This is a genomic window from Casimicrobium huifangae (assembly GCF_009746125.1).
In the GTDB taxonomy this organism is placed as follows: Bacteria; Pseudomonadota; Gammaproteobacteria; order Burkholderiales; family Casimicrobiaceae; genus Casimicrobium; species Casimicrobium huifangae.
Genome location: NZ_CP041352.1, coordinates 1,442,955 through 1,465,540, shown reverse-complemented (window position 1 = coordinate 1,465,540; position 22,586 = coordinate 1,442,955). Strand labels below are relative to the sequence as shown.

The following is a 22,586-nucleotide window of genomic DNA, read 5'->3' as shown; positions in this document are numbered from 1 at the left end:
AGAAATTCTCGTGACGATGTATTTCTCGAGCCAGCCGGCGCTCTGTTGGCGACGGGGGATCGAGATCACCACCTCCTCGTCGCCCGCCTGTGCGGGTCATCGGCTGAAAGGAAACATCATGCGCATACTGTCCCAATCTCTCCCCGCTGCGGCGATCGCGGCGCTGACCATCGGCGTTGCCCCCACTGTATTCGCCGCCGCGCCACCCGACGTGACGGTGATGGAGTTCTTCCATGCACCAACCGGTCACTACTTCATGACCGGTTCTGCCGACGACCAGCGGGCGCTCACCAGCGCGCCGGCGAATCTGTCATTCCTGGCTACCGGGCGCAGCTTCGCCGCCTGGTCCGAGAACAACAAGAACCGACCGGCGAACGCCGTCGCGGTGCAGCGGTTCTTCAACCCGGCCACCTCATCGCACGTGTTCACCTCCAGCGCGTCCGACATCGCGCTGCTGCGCAGCCTGCCGATCGCGAGCAATCCGAAAGGCTTCAGCGATGAAGGTGTCGCCTTCTTTGCGCTGACACCAACCGCCGGGCGCTGCGATGCGGGTGCTCGTCCAATCTTCCGCGCCTTCAACAACCGCGCCGATGGCAATCATCGCTACAGCAACGAGCTGAAGCTGCAGGCAGCGACGGTCAAGACCGGCTTCGCCGACGAGGCCGTCGCCTTCTGCTCTACTGGCGTCAGCAGCGATGCCTCGGTGGAGAAGCGCGCCGGCACACCGCGCCCCACCGGTGAGGACGTCACCATCAGCGGTGCGGTCAGCGGCTTCATTTCGGTCTCTTCATTCAACATCGGCAGCCAGGCGGTCGATGCCTCACAAGCCCGCTTTGAAGGTGGCACGGCGGCCGCGCTCGCCAATGGCGTTGCCGCCAGTGCAGAAGGCGTGCTGGTCAGCGGTGTGCTGAAAGCCACTGAGGTCAAACTCTCCTTTGCCGGCAGCACCACGCCGGCTCTGGTCGATGAAATTCACGGCTTCATCACCGCACTCGGCTCAACCGGGACGCTCTTCGTCAACGGCACTGCGGTGGATATCAGCCACGCCAGCATCGTTCGCGGGACAGTTGCGCAGTTGGTGGTCGGCGCCGAGGTGGAAGTGCACGGCGGTTTCGTCAACGGGGTCTTCGTCGCCACCATCGTGCAGCTTGACGACACCCCGCAATCTTCGGTCAGCGCGTCAGCAATGGGCAGCGCCGAAATCGACGGCACCATCAGTGCGTTCGCCAGCGTAGCCAGCTTCCGCGTTGACAATCAGCAGGTTGATTCCAGCAATGCGGTTTTCGAGGACGGCACGGCCGCCGGGCTTGCCAACGGCCAGCGCGTGGAAGTGCGAGGCAATGTAGTCGCCGGTGTGCTGATTGCCACCCGCGTCGAATTCAAGCGGGCACGGGTCGATGCCGGTACCACCAGCCCCGGCAGCAGCACCAGCAACCCCGGTAGCAGCAGCGCATTCGAAGCCACTGGCACCGTCAGCAATTTCGTCAGCATCGCGTCCTTCACCGTTGCCGGGGTTAGTGTTGACGCCTCTGCAGCCACGTTCAAGGATGGCAGCGCCGCTGACCTGCGCAATGGCGCATCGGTCGAAATCAAGGGTACGCTGACAGGCGGTGTGGTGCGTGCAACGAGCGTCGAGATTCGCAGCAGCACCAGTACACCCCCGACTGGCAGCGCAGGTACACCTTTCGAAGCCACCGGCAATGTGACCGATTTTGCGAGCGTTGCCTCCTTCCGCGTTGGCGGCGTGTTGATCGATGCTTCGGCAGCAACATTTGTCGACGGTACGGCGAATGACCTGCGCAATGGTGTGCTGATCGAGGTGAATGGATCGCTGGTGAACGGTGTGGTTCGGGCGACCCGGATCGAAATCAAGAGCGGCTCCAGCACCGGTACGCCTTCGGATGGCACTGAATTCGAAGCGTCGGGGACCGTTAGCGCCTATGTCAGCGTGTCTTCGTTCGTACTCGGCACCACCAGCATCGACGCGTCCACTGCGTCATTCGAGCGCGGTACTACCGCAGACCTGCGCAACGGCGTTGCCGTCGAAGTGCGCGGCACCTGGCGTGGCGGCAAAGTAATCGCCAACCGTGTCCGCTTTGAACGATAATCGTTCAACGCCCGGTCAAATAGCGGCCGTGCCATGCGCTAGCTGCTGAACAAACGACCCCTCCTCTCCTTCGCGCCTGCAGCTTCTGCAGGCGTTTTTCTTTTTGCTGCGGCGTAACTCGCTTGCGAACCGACCTGCCAGCAACCTGACGGCGGCCAGCGCAGGCCCTGCGCTAGCATCAATTGCAATGAGTTCGCCCGATCAGCCGCCTGGCCATCCGCCTGTCGGCGTGCCTCCATCCCCGATTCCCGGCCCTGCGTTCGTCCCCGACCGCTGGGCCATGTTCCTCGCCTTCCTGCAGATTGGCGTCAGTGCCTTTGGTGGTGCGCTGCCCTGGGGAAGGCGTATCCTGGTTGAGGATCGCAAGTGGATCTCGTCAAAAGAGTTCACCGAGATCGTGACCGTTTGCCAGGCGGTACCAGGGCCGAACATGGTCAATCTGGCAGTGTTTGTCGGCACCCGCTATCACGGCATCGTCGGCGCGCTGATCGCATTCGTCGGCATCGTCGGCGTGCCTCTTGCCATCCTGCTCGCGCTCAACGCTGTCTATCACAGCTTTGCGCATCTGCCGGCGGTGCGCTCGGCAATGACCGGCATGGCGGCTACCGCTACAGCCTACCTGCTTTACATGTCGCTCAAGATGGGTGGCGGCTTCTGGCGGCGACCACTTGGCATTGCACTCTGTGTGGCGTCGGCGGCGCTGGCATTCTTCGCGCACTGGCACATGGCGCTGGTGCTGCTGGTCTGCGGTGCTGTCGGTGTGGTGCTGTCAAAGCGCGGGCGACTGTGAGATAGCTATTGTGAAAAACAGCGACCAACTGCTCGACATCCTGCTGCTGTATCTGTCGCTGTCGTTCCTGTGCATTGGTGGCACCATCCCGCTGATCCCGGACATGCACCGCTTCTTCGTCGAAGGCCGCGGTCTGATGACAACCACCGAATTCGCCGGCTACATCGCGCTGGCTCAGGTGGCACCGGGGCCCAACATCCTCTACATCGCGCTGTTTGGCTATCACGTCGCCGGCATCCCCGGCGCACTCACTGCACTGGGTGGCATCAGTTTCGTGCCCTTTGTGCTCATGGTCATCACCACCCGGATGTTCGCCCGCCTGCAGGCCAACCCATGGCGCGAGATCGTGCTGCGCGGGCTGGCACCTGTCACGGTCGGGCTGATGTTTGCTGGCTGCATGCTGCTGATGCGCGGCTTCCCCGACTGGCGCGCCTGGGTGCTCGCCGGCATCTCATTCGCCGTCTACATGCTCACCAAGTGGCATCCGCTGTGGATGATTGCCTTTGGCGCGCTGGCAGGCGTCGTGCTGCAGATGTGAAGGCTTTGGGCTAGGGCCTGCTCACCCTGGTTCATTGCTGCCGCGGCAACCAGCCCAGACCCTTGGCATGCAGACTCTGCACATACCAGCGATCGGCCGTTTCGGTGATCGCCGTGGTTTCGGGATAAGCGCCGGTCGGATCCTGCAAGTCGGCAACGACCTTGCCATCCTCGGTAAACGCCATTACGTGGCCATAGGCCTTTGGCACTGGCCACAGGGCCCGCGGCAAGCGCAACGTGAGTTTGCGCAGGAACGGCTTGTCGGCCATGTTGTCGATCTTGGGGTTGCGCGGCTTGGCAAAGCCCAGCCAGATCTTGCCTTCGAGACCGCGCATCAGGTTGTCCGGGTAACCTGGCAAATTGTCGAACAGCACGGTCGCGCCCGATGCAGCCGCGCCGCGCGACAAGTCCAGATTTGCAACCGTGACAGCTATCTTCCACACCCGGTACTTGCCAGTCTCATTGACGAACAGCGTCTGCTCATCCTTCGACAGGGCGATGCCATTGGCGAATGCCAGCCCGCGTGCCACCACACGAGTACCGCGCGTCGCCGGGTCATATTCGAGCACTCGACCGGTCGCCTGCTGCTCGAGAATATCGAGCACGCTCGCCTCAAAGGTGCCACCCCACTGGCTCGGTGCAAAACGCGTCGAGGCGTCGGTGAAATACATTTTTCCGTTGGCCGCGACCACCACCGCATCAGCGTAGCGAATCGGGTCACCACCGACTTTGTCAGTGAGCGCAGTGATCTGGCGATCAGATGCGATCGACAGCAAACCCTTCATGGCGTCGGCTGCAATCAGGTTGCCGGCGGCATCAAAATCGAAGCCCAGCACCCGGCCACCGGTGTTCACGAACACCTCCTGCGCCGTGCCGTCGGGATTCATGCGCAGGATGTTGCCGCTGACCACAGCCGCATAGAGTTTGCCATCGCGACCGATAGCGATGTGCTCCGGCCCCTCTTCTTTGCCAAGCGAGATCATGTTCAGGTTGGCGAGCTTCGTGTTGACGGCATGAGGCCCAACGTAACCCGGGGCAACAGGGGCGCTCCACACCATCGGCTCGACCGGTACCGGCCACAGCGAGAGGTAGGCAACCAATGCCAGCGAGATGACACCGAAAAATGCAGCAATCTTCTTCATGGATCCTCCAGACGACTTTCCTTGCGCTACCGAGAACGCAAACTCGTGCCGGCTCAATACCCTAGCGACGCCGCGATCACCAGTCCTGCCTCAAGCGTGAACTTGCCAGCATTGATACCCGCGATCATCGATTCTCGCGGCACTTTGGCGAAGCGCTCGACCTCGCCGTCCTGATTCTTTGGTTCGCGATCATTGGGCACGGTGGCGCGGTACCAGTCAATGCGCTCGCTGATGTAGCCGCTGGCGCCGTCCGACGTAGGCTTGTGTACATGCACAACACCGCCCCAGGTCACGCTGAACAGCTCATCGAGACGGAAACCTGCTTCCTCCCAGGTTTCACGTTCCAGCGCGCTTTCAGGTGTATCGATGGCCGTCACCATGCCGCCCATCAGCGTGTCCCATTGGCCCGGGTCGTTCGCCTTGTTCAGCGCACGCTGCTGCACCCAGAAGTGGCCGTCGGACGTCTCACCCACCAGATGCACGGCACGCGTGCGCAAGCCAAGCGAGCGCACCGCTGCACGCTCAATGCTGCCGAGCTGGTGGCCGCGCACGTCATACACCGGCAATTGCTCGTTGCGCCAGACATGCGTAAAGCCGAGGTCGCGCATGGCCAGCGCAATGCGGGCGAGACTCTCGGTGAGGTGGCCATCGACGATCCAGCCATTGGTGGTATCGCGCAACGGTGACACGTTCTGGAAGCTGAAGGTGTGCGCAATCTGGCGCAGGATCTTTGCCTCGGCGTTGCCAATCTCAACACCGCCCCACGACAGCGGCACGCGTTCACGCAGTGGGGGCTGATTGGCTTCGGCGCGAAGTTTGTGCACCCAGTCGGGAGCGGATTGCAGCATGGTCAGGCAATGTCATTTCACCGGCCACCGATCATATAGCTTCACCGCTGCGGTTTCACCCCACAACTCGATGGCAGCGCTGGTGCCGTCGTGCGGCTGGTTCGCGCCCGCGCCGCGGACGTAGCCCAGTGCCACGCAGGCGCCGGCCAGCGGGCTCCAGCCAACTGACGACAGTTCACCCACCGTTTCGCCATTGAGCAGGATCGATTCGCCCCCCCAAGCGTAAGGTTCGGGCGAATCAAGTACCAGCGTCACCAGTTTCTTGCGCAGCGGTTTTCCCCGCGCTGCGAGCAGCGCGGCTTTGCCAATGAAGTCCACTTCACGATCAAGCTTCACTGCATACGACAGACCCGCTTCCCACGGCGTCTCGTCAGGGCCGAGCTCAGCGCCCCAGGCGCGACGCCCCTGTTCGACGCGCAGCGCATCGAGCGCGTAATATCCGGCGTCGCGCAAACCCAGATCGGCGCCGGCCTCGCGCAGTGCAAGATACACGTGGCGTGCCATTTCAATCGGGACGTACAGTTCGTACCCTGGCCCACCGACATAGCTCATGCGCGCGGCACGTACGCGCGCGAAGCCGACATCAATCTCGCGCGTCCACGAGAACTTGAGCGCCGCCGGTGACAGGTCGTCCGGACTGACCCTCGCCAGCAATGCCTGTGCGTTCGGCCCCATGAGCGATAGCACGGCGTATTGCGTGGTTACATCGGTCAACACGGCGAACTCGCCCTCGCCGATATGCCGTGAAATCCAGTCGAAATCGCGCGTCGTTTGTGCTGAGCCAGTGATGATCAGGAAACGCTCTGCCGCGAGGCGGACCACCGTGATGTCGCTCTCAAAGCCGCCACGCGCGTTGAGCATCGCGGTGTAGACCATGCGGTCCACCGATACATCGACCTCGTTGGCGCAGAGCCGCTGCAACACCGCCAGCGCATCACGCCCCTGCAGGAGCAGTTTCGAGAACGAGGTCTGGTCGTAGATTGCCACCGCTTCGCGGGTGGCGCGCTGCTCCTCCATCATCCACGGCAACCAGCCAGGCCTGCCGAGCGTGTAGTCCGGGCGAGCAGCACCCGGGGGCTTGAAGTAGTTGGCGCGTTCCCAGCCGTTCCGGCTGCCAAATTCCGCGTTCTTCGCTACCAGCAGGTCATACAGCGGCGAGGTGCGCAGCGGCCGCGCGGTTTCCAGCTCCTGCCTCGGCCAGCGCATGGCGTAGTGCAGGCCGAGCGTCTCGGCCGTGCGGTCGAACAGGGCGCGGCGATTGCCGGTGAAGCTGCCAAACCGTCGGATGTCGACGTCCCACAAGTCGCCGGGAGGTTCGCCACCGACAATCCACTCTGCAATCAGCCGCCCGGCGCCGCCGGAATTGGCGATACCCGCCGAATTGAAACCCGCAGCCACAAAGTAGTTGCGCAGTTCCGGCGCTTCACCCAGGATGAAATTGCCATCGGGCGTAAAGCTCTCCGGCCCGTTGAGCAGCATCTTGATCTCGGCCGTTTCGAGGCATGGCGTGCGATGGATCGCATTGGTCATCAGGATCTCGAACTGATCCCAGTCCTCGCCAAGCAGCTCGAATTGAAAGGTAGCCGGAATCGGGTCTACCTTCCACGGCTTCGCCTTCGGCTCGAAGCCCCCCATCAGCAAGCCACCCACTTCTTCCTTGTAGTAGATGAAACCGTCCGGGTCGCGCACCACCGGCATCATCGGCCCCACGCCGTCAATCTTGCCGGTGACGATGTAGAAGTGTTCCGCCGAATACAGCGGCACGTTCACGCCCGCCAGCCGCCCGAACTGCCGCGCCCATTGCCCAGCGCAGTTGACCAGCACTTCACAGCGCACGTCGCCCTGCGCGGTGCGCACGCCCACCGCTCGCCCTCGCTCGATGAGCACGCCCGTGACCTCGATGCCCTCAACAATGCGTACACCGCAATTGCGTGCGCCCTTGGCGAGTGACATCGCGAGGTCAGCCGGATTGGCCTTGCCGTCGCCGGGAATCCAGATCGCACCGGTCAAGTCATCGGTGCGCATCACCGGCACCCGCGCGCACACTTCGTCCCGCGAGATTTCGTGCACCTCCACACCGAAGCTTTTCGCCAATGCAATTTGCTTCTTGAGTACCTTCAGCCGTTCCGGCGTGGCGGCGACGTTGACGCTGCCGCATTGCTTCCAGCCGGTGGCGAGCCGTGTCTCAGCCTCCAGCGTGGAATACAGCTCAATGCCGTATTTGCTCATCTGCGTCATGTTGCGGTTCGGCCGCATCTGCCCGATCAGCCCGGCCGCGTGCCATGTGGTGCCGCAGGTCAGTTTGCCCTGCTCCAGCAGAAGTACGTCGCGCTTGCCAAGCTTGGCAAGGTGATACGCGGTTGAACAGCCGGCGATGCCACCGCCGACGATGATGACTTCTGCGTGGGTAGGCAAGGCAGACATTTTCAATCTCTCATTCCATTTCCAAATCAATAGGAGGCGAGGCGCGACGACGAAGAAGGTGCTTTAGCACGGCAAGGAGGAGCAACGACGCATCGCATTGATTTGGAAATGGAATCAGGCCAGACGAAGCGCCATCACGCCCGCAACGATCACACAAGTCCCCAGCGCGCGACGGGGCGTGAATTGCTCCTTCAGCAACCAGGTACCGAGCAGTGCAGCGAACAGCACCGAGGTCTCCCGCAGTGCAGCCACCGTGGCAACCGGTGCACGCGTCATTGCCCACAGCGCGATGCCGTAGGAACCCAGCGACGCCAGCGCACCGCCCGCCGCGACCGGCCAGCGTGCACGTGCATACGGCCATGCCGCGCGTCCGCGTCGCGCCAGCACCAGCAGCGCAAACGGCCAACCGTCGAGAACGAACAGCGCAACCACATATTGGACAGCGTTGCCCGACGCGCGTGCGCCCAGCGCGTCAATCACGGTGTAGACCGCAATGACCACGGCGTTGGCCAGCGCGAACAGCGTCGCCCGACGATTGTCCAGCGCGTGTCGGCTCAGCCCGAGCACCAGTACGCCAACGCAGATGCCGAGCACGCCTGCCCAAGCCATCGGCGCCAGCGACTCACCCACCGTCATCACAGCGGAAACCGCGACCAGCATGGGAGCCACGCCGCGCATCAACGGATAGGTAAGCCCCATATCACCGTGTTTGTAGGCGCCCGTAAGAGCGATGTAGTAGCCAATGTGGATAACTACAGACGCCAGGATGTAAGGCCACGATGCTGTGCCCGGTAGCCCGACGACCAGCAGCAACGGCAGTGCGATCAGCGAACCGAGCAGGTGAATGAGTGCCGTATCGAGCGCCTTGTCGGTACTGGATTTCACCAGTACGTTCCAGCTTGCATGCAACAAGGCACCGAACAGAACGACGAGCACGACTGGCCACGTCAGCACGAGTGCAGCGGCGGGCGCGGTCATCCTCCGGTGGCGCGTGGCGCCGCGTCTGCCTGCACGACGCGGCTGGCACGCATCAGAAAGTGCTCCAGCGAGGGCGTCGCGAGTCCGGCAACCTTGGCCATGTCGTCCCAGCGGCGCAGACGCACAGCGTCGGCCGCGCCCGCCTGCGCGATGAACACCGCCGCCTGACCATCGGCGAATACGCCGCCCTGCAACGCAAGGCTGCGCTTCGAATCATCAGAAAGTGCCGCGTAGTAACCGCTGTCGATTGCGCACAGATAGCGTTTGGCATCGACGTGCAGTTTGATGCCGTCAAGCACACGGTCCTCGAAAACACCTCGCAGAAAGGGCAACGCGCGGTACTGATGCACGTCATCAACACCGCGCAGGCTGGGTGTATCGCCCAGATCGTGCAGCAAATGACCGAGATCATGCAGCAGCGATGCGGTCACCAGCGCGTCGTCTGCGCCTTCCGCTTCGGCCTGTAAAGCCGTTTGCAAGGCGTGCTCAAGCTGGGTTACCGGTTCACCGGAATACTGCTCATGTCCGCGTTCGGCAAACAGGCGGGCGATGTCGTCGATGGTCAGCACGGCCTACACCCAGGGCAAAGAGTAGGTCTTGATGTTGGTAAAGCTCTTCATCGCTTCCTGTACGCCTTCCTTGTAACCAAGGCCGGAGTCCTTGATTCCCCCGAACGGCGTCAATTCGAGACGATAGCCGGGCACTTCGCGCACGTTCACCGTGCCGACGTCCAGTTCGCTGATGAAGCGTGTGATGTAGTCCAGGCGATTGGTACAGACAGCGCTCGACAGACCGTAGGCCGTGCCGTTGGAAATACGAATCGCCTCGTCGATGTTGCGGAACTTGATGATCGGCGACACCGGACCGAAGGTTTCTTCTCGCGCGACCGTCATGGCGGGATCAACGCGATCAATCACCGTGGGCGAGTAAAGTGCGCCGCGACGCTCATTGCCCACCAGCAGCCGCGCACCCTGCGCTACAGCTTCGTTGACACGGCTCTCAAACAGGCGTGCCGCCGGCTCGTCGATCACGGTGCCCATGTCGACTTTTGTATCCGCCGGGTCGCCGTAAGACCACGCCTTGGTCTTGGTCACCACCTGCTCGGTAAATGCGTCGGCGACGGATTCATGTACCAGCATCCGCTTGATCGCCGTGCAGCGCTGTCCGCTGTTTTTGTATGACCCTTGCACCGCCAACGTGGACGCTTCGTCGACATCGGCGTCTTCCATCACGATGATCGGATCGTTGCCCCCAAGCTCAAGCACCATGCGACGGTAACCGGCTTTGTTTGCAATGTACTTGCCGATGGCCACGCCACCGGTGAAGGTGATCAGATCAACGTGCTCATTGGTGAGCAGTTCGTCGGCAATCTCCCTTGGATCGCCAGTCACGACCGACAGCATCTCGGGGGGCAGCCCCGCCTCGTAAAGAAAGTCAGCGAGCAGAATGGCGGAAAACGGTACCTTCTCCGAGGGCTTCAACACCATGCGATTGTTGGTTGCGACGCTCGGCACCACCTTGTGCGCCACCTGATTCATCGGGTGATTGAAAGGCGTGATCGCCGTGATCACGCCGAGCAAAGGCGAGCGCTGCGTATAGACGCGCCTTTTCTTGCCGTGGTGCGTCAGGTCACAACTGAAGACTTGCCCGTCGTCCTTCAGCACCTCGTTGGCACCGAAAAGGAAAACGTCACTCACGCGGCCCGCTTCGTAAATCGCATCCTTCATGCAAAGGCCAGCTTCTGCGGAGATCAGGGCTGCCACCTCGTCTTTGCGCCGATTTGCGATATCGGCGGCGCGGTTGAGAATGGCAGCACGCTCATAGCGCGTGAGCTTCGACCGGTAAGCATGGCCGGTACTGAAGGCGGCGCGCACCTCTTCCAGTGTCGCCTTCGGGACGTTGCCGATGACCTCTTCGGTGTACGGATTGTGCACGGCAATCGCGCGCTCGCCAGTGCGATCACCGCCGACGCGCTTGCCGTTGATGCGCATGGCGTTGAGGTGATGATCTAGGATGAACTGCTGGATGCTCATGGGCTAGCTGACAGACAAAGTTGATCGTGAAGCGTCGGCGCCACGCGGGCATTGAGACTACTGCACATAGTTCAAGGCAAGATCAAAAGCATCGAAATTGCGGAACCGGCGGCTGTGGTCAAGACCAGGCAAGGAGCGGTTGACTATCAGTGGCACGCGCTGTTCGCTCACACCTCCGTGCGAACGCAGCGGCGCATCGAGGCCGGACAGATCATGCTTTGACGCGGAGGTACCGATCACGGTGAAGCGCTCGGAGACGACCACCAGATCGCCTATCCGGTCAGGCGGCAATTCGAATCGTTCTGCGGCAGCGGCTCGCCCCAGAACACTCTCGATGCCGCGCTGCCTGCCGAGTTTTGTGGCGGCTTCAGCCGGATCAACGCCAGCGGGCAAATAGACGGTAGCAAAAGAGCCGAGCGCACCGTGATGCACGACATACGGGTCAGTGATGGGCAGGATCACCCGCGTCTTGCCGGCGCCCAGCCAGGCATCAAACCAGTCTTGCAGATAAATCACGTCAGGCGTGCCGTCCATCGCCACTTTGGCATTCATGCCGTGATCGGCTGTCAGTGCAATAACCGCGCCCGCCGCGTCAAGCTGCGCGAGGTAGCCGTCCATCATGCGGTAGAAGGCATTGGCACCCTCGGTACCAGGCGCGTGCTTGTGCTGGATGTAGTCGGTGGTCGAGAGATACATCACATCCGGACGCCGCGTCTGCATCAGTTTGACGCCGGCCGCAAAGACGAATTCGGAGAGCGCCGCGCTGTAAACGTCTGGCACCGGCATGCCAACCAGATCAAGCACGTTATCAATGCCGTTCTCGGCCACCGTCACCTGATTTGATTTCTCGGACGAGAAGCAGATGCCGCGCATCTTGTGGCCGAGCAGTTTGCGCAGCTTGTCCTTCGCAGTCACCACCGCGACCTGCTTGCCCTGATCGGCGAGCGCCGCGAGAATTGTTGGCACCCGCAGCCATTTCGGATCATTCATCATGACCTCGCTGTTACTGGCGGGGTCATACAGGTAATTGCCACAGATGCCGTGTACCGAGGGCGGCGCCCCAGTCACGATCGACAGATTGTTTGGATTGGTGAACGTCGGCACCACACAGTCAGCAACGATGGCCGTGCCGTTCGCCAGCGTCCGCTTCATCCACGGCATCTGCCCAGTGGCAACGGCTTGCCCAAGATAGTCGGGCTCACAGCCATCAACGCAGACAACCACGACGGGATGGCTGGGCAGCCGATAGCTGCGTCCGTTGACTTCGATGCTGCGGGCGCCAAGTTGACTGGATGACATGAGAACTCCTGATTGGGGCGTGTTAACCCTATTTTCGCGAGTGCGGCGGTCGTATTTTCGATGCACGGCTAGGCGCGAAGGCCGCCGTGGTGCCGGCACCACAAGGACTTCGCAACAACACCGGGCGCGAAAATACGTCACGCCCCGAAGGGTTGCCACGAGACGGCGCGTCTGCCGCGTCGCCCTGCTTGGCCGTGGAACCACCACGGCCAGCGCAGTGCTCCTTGCATCCATCGCCGTCTCGTGGCAACGCATCTCGTGAAAATAGGGTTAACACGCCCTAAGCTGCCTTGTTGCGCACAGCGTCCGACGCCGCACGGCTCTGCCGCCGCAGGTCATTCGCAATCGTGCGTTCCTTGCTTTCCATCACGTGATCGAACATGGCCTTACCGGCAGCTTCCGGGTCGCCCGAGGCGATGGCCTTCAGTATCTGGCGGTGCTCGCCCGCCGAAATGGGCATCAGCCAGCCGTCCGCCAGATTCAGTCGCCTGAATAGCGCCAGTTCCTTGATCAACTTGCGATAGATCGCAGTGAGCTTGCGGTTGCCCACCATCTCAACAAGACGGTCGTGGAACTTGAGGTTCAGCAAGTGATAGGTGCGCGTGTCGTTCACCTTCACGGCACGTTCCATGGCATCAACCAGCGCCTTGACTTCCTTCTGCTGAACGGCCGTGATGTTCTTCGCGAGTTGACGGCCAACGAGCTCATCCATCGCCGCACGCAGATCGAAGATCTCAATTGCTTCGTCGATGGGAATGTCGCGAACAAAGACGCCGCGATTTTTTTCGGTGCGCACCAGCCCGGCTTCTTCCAGCATGCGGAAAGCCTCACGAATCGGACCGCGCGAAACGCCCATCTTCTCGGCAAGCGTCGCCTCAACCAGCTTGCTGCCCGGCGCATATTCACCTGCCAGGATGGCGCGTTCGATGTCCTGCTGCACCAGCGTGGTCAGCGAGCTGGTTTGCAACAGCGCAATGGTCGCGAGTGAATCGCCCGACAGCGCTCCAGATGGTGGCAGCACTGGCTCTGAGGCCGCTGCATCAACGTCGTTCGCCATTGCCACATCGGTCGGGTTGAAGAAACATACCGCCATTTGACCCGTGCGATCGCAGATTGTCAACAATCTGCAAAAAACAATTGACAAATAATCGAACTCGGGTCTAAAACAACTCGACGACGGCGCGAGGGGACGTCCACGCAGGCTGGTTCATGCCAGTCTTGCCCACGGAATCCAGCTACCGGGCGCGGCGAAAAGAGGGCGATTGCTCCAGCCTGCCCGTCACAGCGTTGTCATGGACTGGACACACCATTGCAAGATTTTGTAAAGGAACCACGATATGCGTTTGTCTAACTTGTTTCGCCTCGGCGCGCTTGCCGGCGCCGTTTTGTTTGCATCACTGGGTTACGCGCAAAAGACCTCGCTGACGGTCTACACCGCGCTGGAAACTGATCAGCTCAAGGCTTACGAACAGGGCTTCTACAAGGCCCACCCCGATATCGAAATCAAATGGGTTCGCGACTCCACTGGTGTGGTCACAGCCAAACTGATTGCAGAGAAAGCAAATCCGGTTGCCGACGCAGTGATGGGGGTTGCCGCATCCAGCCTTGCACTTCTCGACAAGCAGGGCATGCTGGAGCCGTACGCCCCAGCCGGTCTGGCGGCGATTCAGGCGCAGTACAAGGACAAGAAGTCACCACCCGCCTGGTTCGGCATGGACGTGTGGGGTGCGACCGTCTGCTTCAACACGGTCGAGGCCGCCAAGAAAAACATCCCGAAGCCGGAAACCTGGAAGGACCTGACCAAACCGGTCTACAAGGGCCAGATCGTGATGCCGAACCCGGCATCCAGCGGCACCGGCTTCTTCGACGTCACCGCATGGCTCACGCTGTTTGGTGATGACGGCGGCAAGGGCGGTGGCTGGCAGTTCATGAACGGCCTGCACGAAAACATCGCCCAGTACACCCACTCCGGCTCGAAGCCTTGCAACATGGCGGCCTCGGGTGAGTTTGTGCTCGGCATCTCGTTCGAATACCGCGGCAACAGCAACAAAGCCAAGGGCGCACCGATTGATCTGGTGTTCCCGAAGGAAGGCCTCGGCTGGGATCTGGAAGCATTCGGCATCCACAAGGGCACCAAGAAGCTTGATGCGGCGAAGAAACTCGCCGACTGGGCGGCAAGCAAAGATGCGATGGCGCTTTACGGCAAGAACTTTGCGATCACCGCCGTTCCTGGCATGGCTCCTCCGCTGCCGAATGTGCCCTCCGACTATGAAGCACGACTGGTGAAGATGGACTTCGCGTGGGCCGCAGAAAACCGCGAACGCATTCTGGCCGAGTGGATCAAGCGCTACGACTCCAAGACGGAGAAGCGCTAGCAGCGTCTTTTCGCCAGCAGTTAACCGGGCGCTGCATGGCGCCCGGCCTTGTGGTCGGCCATGAGGCAATGGCCGCACAACCGCCCAGTAGCGTTAGCGCGCTTCTTGCTCCGTTGAGTCCATGACTGAACACAATACGTCGTCAAGCTATCTCAAACTCTCCGGAGTCCGCAAGGAGTTCGGCGCCTTCACCGCCCTGAAAGCGATTGATCTTGAAATCTCGCAGGGCGAGTTCGTCTGCTTCCTCGGGCCGTCCGGCTGCGGCAAGACCACCCTGCTGCGGATCATCGCCGGTCTTGAAACGCCAACGGCAGGCAGCATCCAGCAAGGTGGTCGGGACATCACCACGGCACCACCGGCGGAGCGCGACTACGGTATCGTGTTCCAGAGCTACGCGCTGTTCCCCAATCTCACGGTCGCCGACAACGTGGCCTACGGCCTGGTCAACCGGAAGACTCCGCGTGCTGAAGTTCAGCGCCGTGTTGAAGAACTGGTCAAGCTGGTCGGCCTGCCCGGTAGCGAGCGCAAGTTCCCCGGTCAACTCTCTGGCGGACAGCAGCAACGTATTGCCCTCGCCCGCGCGCTGGCGACCTCTCCCGGCCTCCTGCTGCTTGATGAGCCGCTCTCTGCGCTTGATGCCCTCGAGCGTGTCCGGCTACGGCAGGAAATCCGGGCGCTGCAGCAGAAGGTGGGCGTCACCACCATCATGGTGACGCACGATCAGGAAGAAGCGCTCTCGGTTGCCGACCGCATCGTAGTAATGAACCACGGCGTGATCGAACAGGTGGGCGATGCCATCAGTGTTTATCGCGAACCTGCAACGCCGTTCGTCGCCGACTTTGTTGGCAAGGTCAACGTGCTGCCAGGTCGCACTAGTGCCGGTGAATTGAATGTCGGGCAGTTCCGGCTACGCACCGAAGCATCGTCCCGAGCCGCCGACGGCGAGGCCAAGGTGTATCTGCGCCCTGAAGACGTGCTCGCGCGGCCAGTGGCTGGTGGCACAGCCAGCTTCGCACCGGATGACCCTTGTGTATTCGATGCGGTGATCGAAAAGATCGAGTTTCTTGGTTCGTTTTGTCATGTTCACGTTGCGAGCGCAGCTTTCGCACCTCATCGCCTGACGGTTTATCTGTCGCTCAACTTCCTTACCGAGCAGGCATTGACCGTGGGCTCTGCCCTGCGGCTGAAGTTGCTGCCAGAACGGCTGCGGGTGTTCTGAGATGGCCGTCGCGGTGACAACGACCTCTGCCCTGGCGCCGGTGGCCGGAACCGCGTTGCATCAGCGCGTGCACTGGTCCGACCGCGTTGCGCACGTCTGGCTTGTCGGCATTGCCCTGATCCTGCTGGCCTTTCTCGCGGCGCCACTAACAGCGATACTGATGCAGGCCTTTGAGGGGAAGAACCGCGAGTTCGTCGGTCTGGCCAATTTCATTGCGTATGCACAAACGCCGGCCTTGCTCAACAGTCTGTGGAACAGTGTCTGGGTTTCACTGGCGGTCACCTTCATCACCATTCCGATCGCCTTTCTGTTTGCCTACGGGCTCACCCGGTCCTGCATGCGATGGAAACCGCTATTCCGTGGCATCAGCCTGATCCCACTGCTGGCGCCGTCGCTGCTGTCGGCGATCTCCCTGATCTATTGGTTCGGCAATCAGGGCATTGCCAAGGGCTTCATGCAGGCGCTCGGCATCAGCCAGATCTATGGCGCCCCGGGCATCGTGCTGGCCGAGTGTTTTGCCGTATTTCCGCATGCGCTGATGATTCTGATCACTGCGCTCAGTCTTGCCGATGCGCGGCTCTATGAGGCGGCAGCCGCGATGGGTACCAGCCGTGCCCGCAAGTTCTTCACCATCACGCTACCCGGCGCCAAGTACGGCCTGCTTTCGGCTGCACTGGTTACCTTCACGCTGGTAATGACGGACTTCGGCATCCCGAAGGTGATCGGCGGCAACTTCAACGTACTCGCTACCGACGTCTTCAAACTGGTGATCGGCCAGCAGGATTTCGCCAAGGGTTCAGTCGTCGCTCTGTTGTTGTTGCTGCCCGCCGTGTTCACCTTTGCCGTGGATCACTACGTGAGCCGCCGGCAAACAGCCATGTTGACCGCGCGCGCTGTGCCGTACCGACCCACGCCGAGCAAGGGCTTCGACCGCGTGATGCTGCTCTGCTGCAGCGCCGTGGCACTACTGATGCTCGCGATGCTCGGCATGGCGATCTTTGCCTCGTTCGCCAGCTTCTGGCCATACAACCTGACGCCAAGCCTGCGCCACTACGTGCTCGGCCTCGTCGATGGCGAGGTAGGTGAAGGTTTCGTCAACAGCCTCAAGATGGCGGCGGGCACCGCTTTCTTTGGCACGCTGCTCGTATTCTTCGGCGCCTATCTGCTTGAGAAGACCAAGGGCGCTCCCTTGCTGCGCGGTCCGGTGCGCATGCTCGCGATGCTGCCGATGGCCGTGCCCGGACTGGTCCTGGGTCTTGGCTACATCTTCTTCTTCAACGCGCCAAACAACCCGCTGCATGGCCTTTATCAGACCACTGCACTCTTGACCCTGTGCACCATCATCCACTTCTACACCACCGGGCATCTGACAGCGGTGACCGCACTGAAATCGCTTGACAGCGAGTTTGAAGCCGTCAGCGCATCGCTCAAGGTGCCGTGGTTCCGCACCTTCTGGCGCGTCACACTGCCGATCTGCACACCAGCCATGGTGGACATTGCGCGCTATTTCTTCGTCAACGCGATGACAACGATTTCGGCTGTGGTGTTCCTGTACTCGCCCGACACCAAGGTTGCCTCCATTGCCATTCTCAACCTGGACGAGGCGGGCGAGATCGGCGCCGCCGCCGCGATGGCGGTGATGATCGCTGCGATTTCTGCGGTGTCCACCGGCGTCTTCATGCTGCTCGCGCGTTGGGTAGACCGTCGCACGCAGGCTTGGCGCGGCGGTCGTTAGCCAGCCCCGCATTCGATAGGTAGTTGCTCATGTCTCACGACCGAATCCTTCTCACCCCCGGCCCCCTGACCACGTCGCTGCAAACCAAGCTCGCCATGCTGCGCGACTGGGGTTCATGGGATGCCGAGTTCAACGCCGTGACTGCCCGCGTACGCAAGAGCCTGCTCGCCGTTGTTCACGGAGAGCAGACACACGTGGTCGTGCCCCTCCAGGGCAGTGGCACGTTCAGCGTGGAAGCTGCGGTAGCGACGGTCGTGCCCCGCGATGGCCACGTGCTGGTGCTCGACAACGGCGCCTACTGCAAGCGCGCTGCAAAGCTGACGACCATGATGGACCGCCGCTGCACCGTGATGCCGTTCGCCGACCATGAGCCGGTGTCGCCATCCGCGCTACGCGACAAACTCGATGCCGACGCCAGCATCACCCATGTGGTGCTGATTCACTGCGAAACAGGCGCCGGTGTACTGAACCCGCTGCCGGAGATTGCGGATGTCTGCGCAGCGGCTGGCAAAGGGCTCATCATCGATGCCATGAGCTCGTTTGCGGCCATTGAAATCGATGCGCGCAAGACCCGTTTCGATGCGCTGATCGCGGCCAGCGGCAAATGTCTGGAAGGCGTGCCCGGCATGGGCTTCGTCTTCATCCGCAAAGCCATTCTCGATGACTGCGCCGGTCGCAGCCAGTCACTGGCAATGGACCTGCACGATCAATACGTCTACATGGAGAAAACCGGCCAGTGGCGCTTTACGCCCCCGACGCACGTGGTGGTGGCGCTGGCCGAGGCGATCGCCCAGTTCGAGGCAGAAGGCGGTCAACCGGCGCGGTTGGCGCGCTACACGAGCAACTACGAGACGCTGGTGAGCGGCATGCGCGCGCTCGGCTTCAAGCCGTTTCTCGACCCCAGCGTGCAGGCGCCGATCATCGTCACGTTTCACGCACCGGCGCACCCGAACTACGATTTCAAGCGCTTTTACGAAGCCGCCAAGGCGCACGGCTTCATCCTGTATCCGGGCAAATTGACGCAGGTGGAGACGTTCCGCGTCGGTTGTATTGGTGCGATTACACCAATGGAAATCGAGCAGGCGGTGCATGCCGTCGCCCTGGCGCTCAGGGAGCTTGGCATTCCGTCCGGCGCCTCGCAATGAACTGAAGGCAGAGAGAATCACATGGCAACCCGAGTACCCAAAGAACATCCCGCCCTCGCCGCGATCCGCAAATCCGGCGCCAGCAAGGTCAAGGTTGCCGTCAGCGATATCGACGGCATCCTGCGTGGCAAGTACCTGCACCGTGACAAGTTCTACGGCGCCGCTGACAGCGGCTTCGGCTTCTGCGATGTCGTGTTCGGCTGGGACGCGCACGACAACTGCTATGACAACACGACGGTCACCGGCTGGCAGCATGGCTTCCCGGATGCCTTGGCGCGGCTCGACCTCAATACCCATCGGCAGGTGCCTTGGGACGGCAATGTCAACTTTTTCCTCGGCGAATTCATCAATGCCGACGGCTCACCGTTCCCGGTGTGCCCCCGGCAGACGTTGAAGCGCGTCCTGAAACGGGCCGAGAAGCTCGGCGTGCAGCCGATGACAGGCATGGAGTTCGAGTGGTTCAATTTCGTCGAAACACCGCAGAGCTGGGCCGAGAAGCGTGGCGTGGCTCCGACGCCGCTGACACCGGGCATGTTCGGCTACTCGCTGCTGCGCATGGCCGACAACCGGCCCTTCTTCAACGCGCTGATGGATGAGATGCTCGCCTTCGGCGTACCGATTGAAGGCCTGCACACCGAAACCGGCCCAGGTGTATACGAAGCAGCGATCGCCTTCAGCGACGCACTCGAGCAGGCGGACCGTGCGATTCTGTTCAAGACCGGTGCCCGCGAAATTGGCAAGCGCTACGGCATCATGCCGAGCTTCATGGCCAAATGGAACCAGCAATATCCCGGCTGTAGCGGGCATCTGCACCAGAGCCTCTCCGACGGCAAGAAGAATCTGTTCTACGACGCCAAAAGCCCGCGCTCCATGAGCAAGCTCTTCGAGAGTTATCTTGCTGGCCAGGTTGCCTGCCTCATGGAGTTCGCGCCGATGTTCTGGCCCACGATCAACAGCTACAAGCGGCTGGTCGATGGCTTCTGGGCACCGGTCAAACCGACCTGGGGACTGGACAACCGCACCGCGAGCTTCCGCGTGATCGCCGGTTCACCGAAGGCGACCCGGCTGGAAACCCGTTGCCCCGGTGCCGACGTCAACCCCTATCTTGCCGCTGCGGCCCTGATCGCCGCCGGCCTTCACGGTGTCGAGAAGGGCCTCAAGCTGACGGCACCGCCGATCACTGGCACCAACCAGGGCGCTGACAACGTGCCACGCGCACCGCGCACACTGATCGAGACCACACGCAACTTCCGCGAATCCGCCATCGCGCGCGACTGGCTCGGCGACACTTTCGTCGACCACTTTGCTGCCACCCGTGAGTGGGAATGGCGGCAGTGGCAGGATGCGGTCACCGACTGGGAACTCAAGCGCTACTTCGAAATCATCTAACGCAGCATCACTACTGGCATGTCGATCTCCTCTTTCTCTTTTCCCACCGCCATCAAGTTTGGCGTTGGTGCCCGCAAATTGGTCGCCGACCATCTGCACGAGCAAGGACTCAAGCGTCCGCTGATCGTGACCGACCGTGCGTTGGGTGCGTTACCTGTACTTGCCGAATTCAAATCCACGTTGACCGGACTGGATGTCGCCGTGTTCTCCGGCGTCTTCGGCAACCCGACCTGCTCGCAGGTGATGGACGGCGCGGCAGCCTACAAGGCGCACAACGCTGACTGCGTGATCGGCTTTGGCGGTGGCGCGGCTCTTGATGTGGCAAAGATCGTCGGCGTCGCCGCGACGCATGAAGGCGACATCCTTGAGTACGTCTGGGATCATCCGCAGGTACGGGCTATCACGCATCCGCTGCCGTATTTCGTCGCGCTGCCCACCACCTCGGGCACCGGCTCGGAGGTTGGACGTTCATCGGTGGTCAGCGAAAACGATACGCATCTGAAGCGCGTCGTCTTCAGCCCAAAAATTCTCGCCCGCTGCGTGTTCGCCGACCCTGAATTGACCGTCGGCCTGCCGCCCGCCGTCACGGCCGCCACCGGCATTGATGCTCTGACGCACAATGTGGAGAGCTATCTCTCACCCGCCTATCACCCGCTGTGCGACGGCATCGCTCTGGAGGGCACCCGCATTGCAGCGCGCGCCCTGCTGAAGGCAGTGCAGGAGCCCGGCAATCTGCAGGCACGTAGCGACATGATGATGGCGTCGATGATGGGAGCCATCGCTTTCCAGAAAGACCTGGGGGCAGTGCACTCCTGCGCACACGCGCTGGGCGCTGTCAACGACCTGCACCACGGCCTGGCCAATGCACTGATGATCGATACCGTCATGGCGTGGAACTTTGAAGCGGTACCGCAGAAGTTTGACGAGCTGGCGCATGTCTGTGGCGTGGCTGGCGGCGGCAGCGCGTTCGTGCCCTGGCTCAAGTCCATGAAAGCCAGTGTTGGCATTCATGGCGGTCTGATTGCGCATGGCGTGACGGAAGCGCACCTGCCGCGACTGGTTGACATCGCCACACGCGACATCTGCCACCAGACCAACCCGCGGCCCTGCACGGGTGCCGACTTCGAGCGACTGTTCCTCGCGGCGATGTAACGGCAACTCGGGCATACACTGAACAAGAGGAATATTGCATGGCTACGCTGGCAATCATCAACCCCGCCACCGGCGGGCAAATCGACGAAGTGCCCGCCGACGATGCGGCGACCGTTGCGCTCAAGGCTGCTCAGGCGCGCGCGGCGCAGCCGCGCTGGCATCGCGTGCCGCTGACCGAGCGCAAGGCCTGCATTGAGCGCTTCCGGGCACTGGTGGTACGCGACCTCGAGTCGCTCGCGCGCACGCTGACGCTCGACACCGGCAAACCCATTCGCCAGGCCCGCAACGAGCTCAACGGGCTGTTGGGCCGCATTGACTTTTTCCTTGGCGCCGTCGAACGGTCAACGGGTACCGAGAAAGTTTTCGACGAAGGCGGCATGCGTGAGCAGATTGAGCATGTGCCACTCGGCGTCGTCGGCAACATCTCGGCATGGAACTATCCGTGGTTTGTCGGCGGTAACGTGTTTGTGCCCGCGCTGCTGACCGGCAACACGGTGCTCTACAAACCCTCCGAGTACGCCACGATGACAGGTCTGGAGATCGCGCGCCTGCTCTACGAGGCTGGCGTGCCCTATGACGCCTTCATCACGTTGGTGGGCGACGGCGGCGTTGGCGCTGCGTTGATGGAGCAGCGGATTGACGGCCTTTTCTTCACCGGCTCTTATGGCACCGGCGCCCGCATTGCCCGTACGATGGGCTCGCGCATGGTCAAGCTGCAACTGGAGCTGGGTGGCAAGGACCCGACCTATGTGCGCGCCGATGCCAATGTAAAAAATGCGGCGGAGTCGCTGGCGGATGGCGCGATGTATAACACCGGCCAGAGCTGCTGCTCGGTGGAGCGCATCTACGTTCACGCGTCGATCTACGACGAGTTTGTGCGCAGCTTCGTCGATGTCGTCAAAGGCTTCAAAGTCGGCGACCCGATGGCCGAGGACACCTACATCGGTGCCATCACCCGCGCGCCGCAGCTGGACGTGCTCGATGCACAGGTCGAAGATGCGCGGCGCAAGGGCGGCCGCCTGCTGGTCGGCGGCCATCGCCTGCCGGGCCCGGGCAACTGGTATGCGCCGACGGTTTACGCCGACGTCAATCATTCGATGGAGCTGATGCGCGAGGAGAGCTTCGGCCCCATTATCGGCATTCAGAAAGTCGCCGACGATGCTGAAGCGGTAGCAATGATGAACGACACGCGCTACGGCCTGACTGCTGGCGTCTATACACCTGATGAAACCGTTGCGCGCGGCATATTGGCGCAAGTCAACGCCGGCAGCGTCTACTGGAATTGTTGCGACCGCGTCAGCCCGCGTCTGCCGTGGAGCGGCTACGGCGACTCCGGCATCGGCCTCACGCTATCGACCTACGGCATCCAGACCTTCTGCCGCACCAAGGCGTGGCATTTGCGCAGTGCCTGAA

Annotated in this window: 18 protein-coding genes; 10 read left to right on the top strand and 8 right to left on the bottom strand. The window is 61.8% G+C overall.

Annotated features, from left to right (window positions below; all coding sequences use genetic code 11):
* Nucleotides 1-118: 118 nt before the first annotated feature.
* The 3 genes from FKL89_RS06825 (at nucleotide 119) to FKL89_RS06815 (ending at nucleotide 3,435) form a co-directional block, all read left to right on the top strand.
* On the top strand, nucleotides 119-2,107 hold the full coding sequence (locus FKL89_RS06825) for a DUF5666 domain-containing protein (protein ID WP_156862049.1): 1,989 nt from the start codon (nucleotides 119-121) through the stop codon (nucleotides 2,105-2,107).
* A gap of 187 nt (nucleotides 2,108-2,294) precedes the next feature.
* The gene (locus FKL89_RS06820) at nucleotides 2,295-2,897 is read left to right on the top strand and encodes a chromate transporter (protein ID WP_162527424.1); all 603 of its coding nucleotides are present in this window, start codon (nucleotides 2,295-2,297) and stop codon (nucleotides 2,895-2,897) included.
* Nucleotides 2,898-2,907: 10 nt separating this feature from the next.
* Nucleotides 2,908-3,435, top strand: coding sequence for a chromate transporter (locus FKL89_RS06815; protein WP_162527423.1), 528 nt, complete (start codon nucleotides 2,908-2,910; stop codon nucleotides 3,433-3,435).
* Between the two features lie 31 nt (nucleotides 3,436-3,466).
* Here FKL89_RS06815 and FKL89_RS06810 read toward each other — a convergent pair whose 3' ends face one another.
* From FKL89_RS06810 to FKL89_RS06775, 8 genes are all read right to left on the bottom strand, one after another.
* A complete protein-coding gene (locus tag FKL89_RS06810) occupies nucleotides 3,467-4,576 on the bottom strand; it encodes an SMP-30/gluconolactonase/LRE family protein (protein WP_156862046.1) in 1,110 nt (369 codons plus the stop codon).
* Between the two features lie 53 nt (nucleotides 4,577-4,629).
* Entirely contained in the window at nucleotides 4,630-5,424 is a 795-nt protein-coding gene (locus tag FKL89_RS06805) for an NUDIX hydrolase (RefSeq protein ID WP_156862045.1), read from the bottom strand.
* Between the two features lie 12 nt (nucleotides 5,425-5,436).
* Nucleotides 5,437-7,848 carry a GcvT family protein gene (locus tag FKL89_RS06800; RefSeq protein ID WP_156862044.1) on the bottom strand — a complete coding sequence of 804 codons (2,412 nt, stop codon included), beginning with the start codon at nucleotides 7,846-7,848 and terminating at the stop codon, nucleotides 5,437-5,439.
* Between the two features lie 114 nt (nucleotides 7,849-7,962).
* The gene (locus FKL89_RS06795) at nucleotides 7,963-8,826 is read right to left on the bottom strand and encodes an EamA family transporter (protein WP_156862043.1); all 864 of its coding nucleotides are present in this window, start codon (nucleotides 8,824-8,826) and stop codon (nucleotides 7,963-7,965) included.
* Nucleotides 8,823-9,395 (bottom strand): phosphonate degradation HD-domain oxygenase, encoded by a 573-nt coding sequence (locus tag FKL89_RS06790; protein ID WP_156862042.1) that lies wholly within the window; start codon nucleotides 9,393-9,395, stop codon nucleotides 8,823-8,825. Before FKL89_RS06790 ends, FKL89_RS06795 begins: the two co-directional genes overlap by 4 nt.
* A 3-nt stretch (nucleotides 9,396-9,398) precedes the next feature.
* On the bottom strand, nucleotides 9,399-10,859 hold the full coding sequence (gene phnY, locus FKL89_RS06785; RefSeq protein WP_156862041.1) for a phosphonoacetaldehyde dehydrogenase: 1,461 nt from the start codon (nucleotides 10,857-10,859) through the stop codon (nucleotides 9,399-9,401).
* 57 nt (nucleotides 10,860-10,916) lie between these two features.
* Complete coding sequence (gene phnA / locus FKL89_RS06780; RefSeq protein WP_156862040.1) at nucleotides 10,917-12,158, bottom strand: phosphonoacetate hydrolase; 1,242 nt, start codon at nucleotides 12,156-12,158, stop codon at nucleotides 10,917-10,919.
* A gap of 280 nt (nucleotides 12,159-12,438) precedes the next feature.
* Nucleotides 12,439-13,215, bottom strand: coding sequence for a phosphonate utilization associated transcriptional regulator (locus tag FKL89_RS06775; protein WP_156862039.1), 777 nt, complete (start codon nucleotides 13,213-13,215; stop codon nucleotides 12,439-12,441).
* A 280-nt stretch (nucleotides 13,216-13,495) separates the two neighbouring features.
* Between FKL89_RS06775 and FKL89_RS06770 the strand changes: the two genes are divergently transcribed.
* The 7 genes from FKL89_RS06770 (at nucleotide 13,496) to FKL89_RS06740 (ending at nucleotide 22,585) form a co-directional block, all read left to right on the top strand.
* Nucleotides 13,496-14,533: a putative 2-aminoethylphosphonate ABC transporter substrate-binding protein gene (locus FKL89_RS06770; RefSeq protein WP_156862038.1), complete on the top strand. Its 1,038-nt coding sequence runs from the start codon at nucleotides 13,496-13,498 to the stop codon at nucleotides 14,531-14,533.
* A gap of 121 nt (nucleotides 14,534-14,654) precedes the next feature.
* Entirely contained in the window at nucleotides 14,655-15,752 is a 1,098-nt protein-coding gene (locus tag FKL89_RS06765; protein ID WP_156862037.1) for a putative 2-aminoethylphosphonate ABC transporter ATP-binding protein, read from the top strand.
* Nucleotide 15,753: 1 nt separating this feature from the next.
* Entirely contained in the window at nucleotides 15,754-17,487 is a 1,734-nt protein-coding gene (locus FKL89_RS06760; protein WP_156862036.1) for a putative 2-aminoethylphosphonate ABC transporter permease subunit, read from the top strand.
* A gap of 29 nt (nucleotides 17,488-17,516) precedes the next feature.
* Nucleotides 17,517-18,632, top strand: coding sequence for a 2-aminoethylphosphonate--pyruvate transaminase (locus tag FKL89_RS06755; protein ID WP_156862035.1), 1,116 nt, complete (start codon nucleotides 17,517-17,519; stop codon nucleotides 18,630-18,632).
* 21 nt (nucleotides 18,633-18,653) lie between these two features.
* Entirely contained in the window at nucleotides 18,654-20,021 is a 1,368-nt protein-coding gene (locus FKL89_RS06750) for a glutamine synthetase family protein (RefSeq protein ID WP_156862034.1), read from the top strand.
* Nucleotides 20,022-20,039: 18 nt separating this feature from the next.
* On the top strand, nucleotides 20,040-21,173 hold the full coding sequence (locus tag FKL89_RS06745; RefSeq protein WP_156862033.1) for an iron-containing alcohol dehydrogenase: 1,134 nt from the start codon (nucleotides 20,040-20,042) through the stop codon (nucleotides 21,171-21,173).
* Nucleotides 21,174-21,211: 38 nt separating this feature from the next.
* A complete protein-coding gene (locus FKL89_RS06740; RefSeq protein ID WP_156862032.1) occupies nucleotides 21,212-22,585 on the top strand; it encodes an aldehyde dehydrogenase family protein in 1,374 nt (457 codons plus the stop codon).
* Nucleotide 22,586: the final 1 nt, after the last annotated feature.